Genomic DNA, 10,150 nt, shown 5'->3' with positions numbered 1-10,150 from the left:
CAAACTTAATGAGCAAAAAATGTTCAAAACTACTTGACGGTGACAAAGGTTCGAGAAATCAGCCTACGACAAGATGTTCTTCAGCTAATTAAGCAATACCAGCAGGAGGAACGGCTGCAATCACGTTTCCGTGATAGTGAGTACCTTCTAGTTAGTCAAAGAGCGAAAAAGATGCATAGGGATGCGGTTCGAGATTGGGTAGCTAAGGTTTCAAAAGAGGTAGTAATGAAGCTGCATCCGCACCTTTTTCGCCATATATTTGCAACAAGGTTACTTCGGAAAGGAGTTGATCTAACCACTGTAAGTAAGCTTACAGGGCACTCCACGGTCAATATGACTGCAAAGTTTTATATCCAAACGACAAGACAAGAAAAACAGAACGCTGTCGATAAATTGTAAGAGCGAGATAGTTGTTGAAAATCATCCAATGTCAAAATGACATTGAAATACTGAAAGCATCTAATGAGTTACCAAAGCCGCTAATCCAAGCAATTGAGGAGACTTTCTCTGTCTTTACGAAGCAGAGGGAGGAGAAACAGATTTGCTGCAATTTCGTCTCCCTAGAGAGAATTGGAAATTGAGTGGCCCTTTTTTATATGATCAAATCGTATAAAAGTGGCTCAAATTTAAATTATCAAAAACATCTCGTTGTAATTTTCATTTAGGTAGGGATTTTTGAAGGATTGCACCCTTATTTTATTTTCTTCAGTAATCTGTTCTTCCAATGCCACTTATTTAGATAATTCGCTTAAATATATTTTCCAAAGGCATATATCACAACAGCCGTAACCTGCCGAATATTTTCTTCTCCAAAGCAATCGCATTCTTCAATTATTGACTTTCACATGATAAGTTCCCTCCTGGGAATTTAAAGGATGATTTCATATATAGGAAGCTGGATACTAATGAAGAAAGAAAATCATTTAGGATCTAGCCTCCATATAGGGTTTTGTTTAAATGATAATAATTGAATTAACAATTGGATATAATTCAAGAAGTCCTCTATTTCATTCATCACTTCCTTCTTAGACTTCTGAATACAATTAATTTGGTGCGACTGCCGCTTTTTTTCATTTACTATCGCGGGTATATTTCATATAAACTTAATAAAAATATAGTATTAAACACTGAAGCAGTTATTTTTACCGAATTCTATTGACTCTACCGTTTTTTTACTTAATAAGGCCCTTTATTCTTACTAAAATATATATCTTTTATAATAAAAAAGTTTTATTTATCAGAAAATCAGAGTAATATGTTCATGTTACTTATGGTAAAATATTCCTAGCATTGATATTTTTTACCTACACGTTTAATTATTGGAGGAAATTACCATTGAAGAATCAATCATACAAAAAGTTTTTAGCAGCATCTGTTTCAACAGTTGCAGTAGCAAGCAGTACGTTAGTGCCTATGAATGTGCTTCATGTTCAGGCGGAAGATGTTGTATTTAAAGATGTAAAGTCGAGTGACTATTTCTATGAGGCCATTAAAGATTTAGCGGGACGTAAAATTTTAAGCGGTTACAAAGATGGTACGTTTAGACCCTACAGTGAAGTAACGAGAGCACAGGCAGCTAGAATGGTGGCTAATATACTAGGAATAAACACACATAGTGTAAAAGATCCTGGTTTTGCTGATGTACCAAAAGGTTATTGGGCACATGGATATGTGGCAGCGCTTGTAGAAAAAGGAATTCTTAGTGGATATGATGACAATACCTTCAAACCTAATGAAAAGCTCAATCGTGCTCAAATGGCAAAAATTATTGCTCTTTCATTTGGTTTAGAATCAACAAATATAGATCAGTTTAAAGATGTTTCAAGTTCTGATTGGTTTTCAGGTTATGTAGGGGCTTTAGTTAAAACGGGTATTACAAAGGGTAAAACCGCAACAATATTTGATCCAAATGGTACAGCGACACGTGCGCAATTTGCTGCAATGATTTATCGAAGCGAGCAAGGAATTAAGGACCGTTTTGAAGAGGAACCTCAATCGATCGAAACTATAACCAATTCAACAGTGAAAATTGGCGGTGTTACTTATAACATAGCAGATTCTCTCAAATCAATATTCACCCAAGAGAATCAACCAATTTTAAAAAATGCAAAAGTATTGTTTGAATCTGCTGATGGAATAATCCAAAAAATTACATATTTAGAGATTAAGACAAATGGCAGCACAAAACAGAGTTTAGAATTTGATGGTAAAAAATCTGCCATTGATGGAAATGTAAAAGTAAGTGCTGATAATATTTTTATTAAAAATCTTACTGTAAAAGGTAATCTGGATATAGGAAAAGAACTTCAGAATAACTTCTACTCTAACAATCTAGTGGTTGAAGGCAAAACCGTAATTTCTAATCAAGAGGCTCAACATATTACAACAGCGAGTTCAAACAGTGCCTTTTATAAATCCTTAGCCTATAAGGTATCAGCAAGTGCTCTGCAAATGGCAGCAACTTCAACAACTAAAACTAAAGCGGTATTCGAGGCTTCCACTTTAGGTGTAGTAGAAATTGATAAAGATGATGTGGACTTTGAATTTAAAGGAAAAACAACAATCAAAGAACTAACAATCTCTTCCAAAACAAGTATTAAGGCAGGTAAAGATTCTGTACTTTCAAATGTATTGATTGAAGGAAACGATAAAGTAGATCTTAATTCAGAAGGCAGTATTGGGAGGCTTGAAATTAAAGATAAGAATGCAGTAGTTTCATTAGGAAGCAAAACCAAAGTTATAGATCTAATATTACCGGAAAATACTAAACCAAAAGAAGTTATTACGAACTACGACCATGTAAATGAAAATATTGAAAAAGTAGATGGACAAAACAATCCTGATAATAAAACAACATCGTCAGGTGGGGGGAGTTCATCTAGAGGTGGTGGATCTAGTACCTTAAATCCGCCAAGCTTAGCTATAGATAATACGGATGCTACTGTGGGTCATGATATAGAGTTAACATTTACTGCTAACACGACTTGGCAGGGGATTATCTCCTCTGTAGAGGTAGATGGAGTTTCAGCTGCAGGTAAGTACACAGTAACAGATGGCAAGATCACATTAGACAAAAGCATGTTTGCAACAGCAAAAAACTATACCATTACTGTAAAAGCAGCAGGATATACAAATGCGATAATTACTCAGGCTGTGGGTACTGAGAGTGATCAAACTGGACCAATCATATTGGAAGCATATCCAGACGTTACCGAAGATACCGGGTCATCTATCAAGCTTCTGCTAGGAACAGATGAAGCATCAACTGCTTATTATGTAATTTTGCCAAAAGGACAAACAGCGCCGACAAAGGATCAAATTATTGAAGGAAAAGATCACAATAACCAAGCCGTAACATTAAGTGGTAGTTCTGCTTTAACAGCTAACACTGGAAAATCAATAGGGATTTTAGGTCTAGAACCAACTAGTTCCTATAACATTTATGTTGTTGCGGTTGACGGCAGTGGGAATCAATCAATCAAACATAATTATGTATTAAATAGAAATAGCCAAACTGCACCTCAAGCACCGCAAGGATTAGCCGGAATAGCACCAACAGCAGCGGATATAACGGATGGTAAGATCACAGGTTTAGATCCAACAAAAAAATACCAGTACAAATTAGCAACGGCACAAACTTGGGAAGATATAGCAGATGGATCAACTGAAATTAACGGCTTAGCAGCAGGAATTTATCAGGTGCGTATTGCAGCAAGTGGAAATACGCCGGCAAGTGAGGCGGTAAGTGTTATTGTAGCAGCATACCAAACATCACCGGATTCTGGCCATATTCCGGATGAAATCACAACTGTTGGTACTTATGGACCGGAAGCAGGAAATCAAACAATCCAAGGTAACCTAGTAGTTAAGAGTCCGGATGTCACATTGAGAAACCTTGTGATTGAAGGAGATCTCATTATAGACGAATCCGTTGGGGATGGAGATGTTCATCTTAATGGAGTGGAGGTACGTGGTACAACGAAGGTAAATGGCGGCGGCGCTGAGAGTATTCATTTTAAAGATTCTGTCCTTGTAACGGTTATTGTTAATAAAAACGACGGGAAAATTCGAATAGTAGCTGAAGGAAAAACTACAGTAGCAGATTTACAACTTGAGTCTTATGTAAAAGTGGAGGAGTCCGGGTTAACTGGAGATGCCCCTGGTTTTACGAATGTTACCCTTTCTGAAGGCATTCAAAATGTTGATTCTGACTTGCAGGTGAATCTTGAAGGAACATTTGAAACCATTAATTCAAGAGCGGCCAATGTTCGGATTAATCTGGCGCAAGAAACAAGTATCGAAAGACTAGTGGTGAGTGCAATAGCAAGAATTACGGGTGCCGGAATAATTAATACAGCGCAAATTAATGCCAATAATGTTGTTCTGTCCCAGCATCCTAGTAACCTTGTAATCGAAATTCCAAATGGAACTGTACAGGTCGGCGATGAAATCATCGAGGACAGTTATTCTGATTCAGATGCGACTGCTTTAGATTCTATAGCAGCAGGGCAAGGAATGATTGACTTGAATTTCGAAGATTTTGTAGCGGGTATTACAATGGCTGATTTTGAAGTGACAGCCACATTGGAAGGACAGCCTGTAACTCTCCAGGATTTCTCATATAACCCTAACGAACGTAAAGTATTCTATAGACCAATTGATTTGGAGAGTAATATTGGTAAATCACTCACAGTAACAGTAGCACCAAAGGGTGGAAAGGTAACAGGGGAAGCGAAATCATCCACTATTACTATTGGAACAGGTTTTCAAGGTCGCATTACAGATATTCATGGTGTCGGGGTCCCGGGTCTTACCATTAGATTCAGGCAAGGCCAGGCACAGGAAGGGGAAGCAACAACTCAGGTTACAACAGATAAATACGGTTATTACTCTGTTAATCTGCCGGCGGGATCATACACTGGTGAGATTGCTGGGGAAGGGTTTATATCATCTTTTCTTTACGCGGTTGCACCGTCCGGTTCCTTTAACACTAAGCAAAATGAGACAGCTATTCGTGCAGCAGCTTCTAATGAGCTGAAAATTATGCTTTCTTGGGGAGAACAGCCTTCTGATGTTGATTCACATCTTTTCGGTCCCACACAGAATTTAAACGAAAGATTCCATACCTCGTTCGACAATAGGACCTACAAAGTTGGTGATATTATCTATGCAGACCTCGATTGGGATGACACGGATTCCTATGGTCCGGAAACAACGACTATTCGGCAGCTAAGAGATGGAAAATATACCTTTATCGTTCACAACTGGTCCGAATCACCTGCCTTAAGAACATCTAATGCAAAGGTAGAAATATTTAAAGGAAATTCTAAGGTAGCAAATGAAACGTTCTTAGTACCCCAAGGAGATGGGAATGAACTTTACTGGAAGGTATTTAATCTAATTGTTTCCAACAATGGGGAAGAAATAAATATTGAACCAATTAATTCAATGCATGATGTTCAACCCGAGGAGTTCTTTGATCAAAGCAGAGAGGAAATCAGCCAAGAATTACAAAACAGAATTAATGATACTATTTTATTGTTGGAAAATGCACAGGTAGGAACGCTGCCAGGTAACTATAGGGCAGAAGATAAGGAGAGCCTTATGTCTGTGCTAGATGAAGTTAGTGCTGTTCTATACAATGAACAATCAACACCTGACGAATTATTTGGAGCACTAAACAGGTTAGTAGAAGCTGTGACTGACTTTACCTCCTCTCAACTAGCAGACAGCGGGAAACTTGTACAATTAATTTTACAGGTCCAAGCATTATATGATGAAGCTCAAGAGGGTGATAATATTGGCGAGTATGCTACAGGTTCTAAAGCCACTTTACGCGGTTCTATTGATCGTGCCAAGGAAATCGCCGATGGTGGAACCTTAAGAGGTAAAGAATTGGAAGAGGCCTTGAACGACTTAGAAAAAGCCCAGTATGAGTTTGAATCAGGAAAGATGGTAAGTGTCATTCAATACAGCCTCAGCCAAGAAATTCATTACGCCCAGAATTTATATGATACAGCACAAGTAGGTACAGAAATAGGGCAGTATCCAGCAGAGGAAAAAGAGGCATTGGGCCGGGCCATTGATGCTGCAAGGTCGATATTAGATAAAGGAACAGTAAGACAACGAGAAGTTGAAGAAGGGCTATATAAGCTGGGGGAAGCAATCGGGAGATTTAAGGATAGCGAAATAATAGATGAAAGTATCCCAGGTTATATTCGCAATTTTCAAAGCATTATAGAGATGGCTGAACAGAGACTTGATGATACAGAGGAAGGTACAGAGCCTGGACAATATCCGGCAGAGGCAAGGGAACAATTAAGAGGTTTATTAACTGAAGCCCGACAATTTTTAGCGCAGGGCGATGTTTCAGAAGAAGAGGTTCACCACCAGGTTCAAATTTTGAATGACGCACTTTTGGAATATGAACAAAGCCGATTTGCTGAAAGTCAGCATCCTGGTGGGGGAACAGGAGGCGGCGGCTATTTAGATGATGCTATTAAGGAAGCCCTTTATCATATTAGTGAGGCCGTTGATCTCGAGTTGCCGGAGTTAGACATATTGAAAACAACACTAGAAGAGGGAGAGGCTTTAAAAGCTGATTCTTCAGCTACCACAGAAGAGGAAGCGGCTGCAGCGGATCGGTTATTTGAGGCGATTGAAAACTATTTAACGGCAGATGAGGTTGATTTTACAGAAGCCACGGTAGAATTACCAGTAGGTCTTGCGGAGAAATATCAAACAGACGAATGGCCTCCAAACTTAACTATTGCATGGTACAACGGTGAAGATGGAGCAGAATATAACGGTGACTTAGTGATTAAAGATCAATATTTTAAGGATGGTACATTGACTATTACATGGGATGCAAATACTGATTTCCAAGATGGTGCAGGGATGCTGAAACTGATTGATAATAATGGAACTTATCCGGACCGTGACGATGATATTGTGGAACTAGCACTGAAATTTACAACCCAAACATCTGAAGGCAAGACAGTGGTAACATTTGAAATATAATAGTAGGGAAAAAAGGCCAGCTCTTTTCCTTTAATGTTATTATGAATATTTGTTGGTTACTTTGTGGATCTTTACTCACAGGTGGGATCAATACCCGTGTGTCTAAGTGCTTAGCGCGATGAAGACGAAATAAGAAGGAGGGTAAACTGCCTAAAAGGCAAATTGCTCTCCTTTTTATTTTATAAATGATGTACTTCTTTCTACATACCCTTCAATTTCGTCTGTGTTACCATAAATGATTCAATTAATCATGGAAGAAGGGTTTCGTTATACCTCGTTTTCTTCATAAGAAATACTCTCCCAAAGCTCTCGTCTTTCTCATAAAGAACAATACTCTCTTCTTAACTTTCCTCTTCATCAAAAACTGAACTATGCAGGCATTATAGGATTTATATTTCGTGCATTAAAATACCTAATGAGAGGTAGGCGGAGAACCATCGAAGCAGTGCCTATTTACTTTGACATATCAGAGGAAAAAAGAAACAACAAAGAGAAGCTAACGATACACAGCTAAACGAAATTAGATTAAAGAGTTTCATTATAAATGACGTAACAAACGGAGCAAGTCATATCAAGATGACATTAGAAGGTTACCAGGTTCTACCATCTGAAGCACCTCCTACGGATAATTAAAGCGACTCACGAGCAACACGATGTCTAGACGGGAGAACTGTTGAGATTATGTCTTTTGGGCATTTTAAAGCTGAAGCATCTATTAAAGCGTGTAATACGTTGGTCGAAATGAAAAGAGAATATAAGAACTATACAACTTACCATAATCACTTCAGTTATCAATCGAAATTAAAAAAGATGACCCTGTCAAATACAGAGGTCATCTAGCAAGCTATCCTTTGTTAAAAAAATTTAGTCCTTTATTGTACAAATCCCTTGTTCAAAGCATTTATAGACTGTTCAACCATAAAATACTGTGATTTTGCTAGTTCTGCCCCAAGCGTAGACTGTTCCAATTGCAATTTCGCCTGCTCATAGTTATATTTTGATACGACACCCAAACGGTATCGCTTTTCTAGATTTACGAGGTCCAATTTCACATCTTCCAGTTTTCTCAAGGATTCTTCGTAGTTCAATTTCGAAACATCAGCATTATGATTTAATGTTTCAATTTTGGTTGTCAGTTCTTTTTGCAGCTGCTTGATTGTTTCTTCTGCCGCTTTGACTTTAAAGTCGTTTTCTTGCTTTTCAAATTGGGTTGCATCTTCGTCTGCATAGGCCTGGTCACGATTGTATTTTGCAAGCTCCAAATTATCTTTTGCCCGTTTCATTTGGAATGAACCCTCGATAAGAGAGTTATAGTTTTCCACTTTAGCTGCCGCTGTTACATTCATTTCAATGGGTGTTACTTGCAGCTCGGGATTGTAAATGACATCTATATCAAAAGCAAGGGTGGCTAGATCGTGGTAGTAGTTTTTCTGTTGTTGCTCCAATTGTTTTTCTGTATTTACTTGTTCTCTTTTAGCTTGATCGATTGCTTCTTTAGAGCCTGCCCCGTATTTGTACAGTTTTTCTGCTTTCTGTACGTCATTTATGGACGATTGTACTGCTTTTTTTGTAAAATCCATCTGCTTCTGCAAAGTTAATAAGTTTACATAGGTAGATGTAAGTTTTAAAGAAAGACCTTCTTTTACTTCTTCTTCCTGGAGCTTCAGCTGTACTTGACCTGATTCCAGTGATTTAATGGCATTTTCAAGGCTAGTTATTTGATCGTCAAGCGCCTCAAGCCCGTCATTAATACCGATTCTCTCTTGACCATTTATAATTCGCTTAGTTGTGTCTGTTATCCGGTCACGCTGATCTTTCAGCCTTTTTAATTTTTTCTCTAGGTCTCTTACATCATTAAGTGCATCCCTTTTATCATCTGCGACGTCTAATGTTTGGTTCTTTAAAGCTTCCAGCTCGTATTGCATGACTGTCAGGTTTTGATCATTTTCTATTCCGCGTTTAATTACGTCTTCTAATGTAAGGACCTTAACATCTTCGTTTTTAACTTCTTCAGCAGGGGTACCTTCCCCAGGCTGGACGTTTTCAATTATCTCTGTGTTGTTTGTTTCCTCAGCAGCCTGGGCTGTTACTGCTAAAGGTAAGCCGGCGATGGTTGCAGCGCACAAAAGTGTTGTTACTTTTCTCATTGTTATCATTCTCCTTATAGAAAGTGATAAAACTCTTCAAATTCCTTACTTAATATCCAGCAATGTCTTGAGAGATTCACAATCTTCCCGAATCTCAGGTACTTCCTGCAAATAATTGATTAAAGCCTTTAATAGGAAGGTTTGGGACTTTTTTTGATTATTTTCGTCTCTAAGTAAAGCAATCGTCTTTAAGTACTCCTCTTGCTCTTCCAGATCGATTTTCAGGCTTTTCACGGTGTATTCCATGTCCCGCAGTAAATGCTGGATCTTTTGCCCTTTTAAGCGCGGACTTTGAGACTGAAATTGCATGTCTGCATTAAGCAGCTCAAAGGTAAAGACTGATTCAGGCTTTCTTTCTGCCAATCCTTCAATCACTATGTCTAGAACGGTTGCTAGGAATTCAGCTAATTTCTTTGGCTCGACCCCGGACTCATAATATCGGCACATGTGGAAGTATTGGAACATGTGACCTTGCAGGAGGGAGGTAAGATCCCAAACATATTCTTCAGCCTTGCTGCTGCACAGGTCTAAAAGGAAGTCCTTGAACCAGATGTTAAGCTTTATCTTTGAACGCTCTATGTTGTTTGCTATTTCTTTATTTTTGATGAGCGGCGGGTCAAAAATCATAGCCATTAACAGATGCACTTGATTGGAAAGCATGGTTTCGATCGTCATCGAAATAAAATCTACCAGCTTCTCATGATCGGAAGGATATTGTTTACTATAGATCTTTGTGATTCCTTTTTCTATTTGGTTTGAAATGATTTCAACAGTTTGAAGCAGCAGGTCTTCCTTTGATTGAAAATATTTATAAAATGACCCCTTGGCCATGCCGCTTTCTTTTGCAATTTCCTCGACTGAGGTATAATTGTAGCCTTTTTCTGCAAAGAGGGAGATCGCGATGCGGATAACCTCTAATTTTTTGTCTTCCAATTGACCCCTCCTAAAACAAACTAATGATGGCCTAAAAGCCAGGCTGTCTG

General features: G+C 38.4%; 5 protein-coding genes. 3 read left to right on the top strand and 2 right to left on the bottom strand.

The window, feature by feature from the left end; translation table 11 throughout:
- The first annotated feature begins 39 nt into the window (after positions 1-39).
- The 3 genes from D0469_RS12555 (at position 40) to D0469_RS22000 (ending at position 7,860) form a co-directional block, all read left to right on the top strand.
- Positions 40-399 carry a tyrosine-type recombinase/integrase gene (locus D0469_RS12555; protein WP_233523045.1) on the top strand — a complete coding sequence of 120 codons (360 nt, stop codon included), beginning with the start codon at positions 40-42 and terminating at the stop codon, positions 397-399.
- Between the two features lie 936 nt (positions 400-1,335).
- Positions 1,336-7,020 carry an S-layer homology domain-containing protein gene (locus tag D0469_RS12550; RefSeq protein ID WP_117327082.1) on the top strand — a complete coding sequence of 1,895 codons (5,685 nt, stop codon included), beginning with the start codon at positions 1,336-1,338 and terminating at the stop codon, positions 7,018-7,020.
- 681 nt (positions 7,021-7,701) lie between these two features.
- Positions 7,702-7,860, top strand: a complete 159-nt coding sequence (locus D0469_RS22000) for an IS3 family transposase (protein ID WP_325048953.1) — start codon at positions 7,702-7,704, stop codon at positions 7,858-7,860.
- Positions 7,861-7,892: 32 nt separating this feature from the next.
- On the opposite strand, the gene D0469_RS12545 is transcribed toward D0469_RS22000, so the two are convergent.
- Both D0469_RS12545 and D0469_RS12540 read right to left on the bottom strand, forming a co-directional pair.
- Entirely contained in the window at positions 7,893-9,167 is a 1,275-nt protein-coding gene (locus tag D0469_RS12545; RefSeq protein ID WP_158553454.1) for a TolC family protein, read from the bottom strand.
- A 45-nt stretch (positions 9,168-9,212) separates the two neighbouring features.
- On the bottom strand, positions 9,213-10,100 hold the full coding sequence (locus D0469_RS12540) for a TetR/AcrR family transcriptional regulator (protein WP_158553452.1): 888 nt from the start codon (positions 10,098-10,100) through the stop codon (positions 9,213-9,215).
- Positions 10,101-10,150: the final 50 nt, after the last annotated feature.

It is taken from the genome of Peribacillus saganii (assembly GCF_003429095.1).
In the GTDB taxonomy this organism is placed as follows: Bacteria; Bacillota; Bacilli; order Bacillales; family DSM-1321; genus Peribacillus; species Peribacillus saganii.
This window is presented reverse-complemented; position numbering and strand designations above follow the sequence as displayed.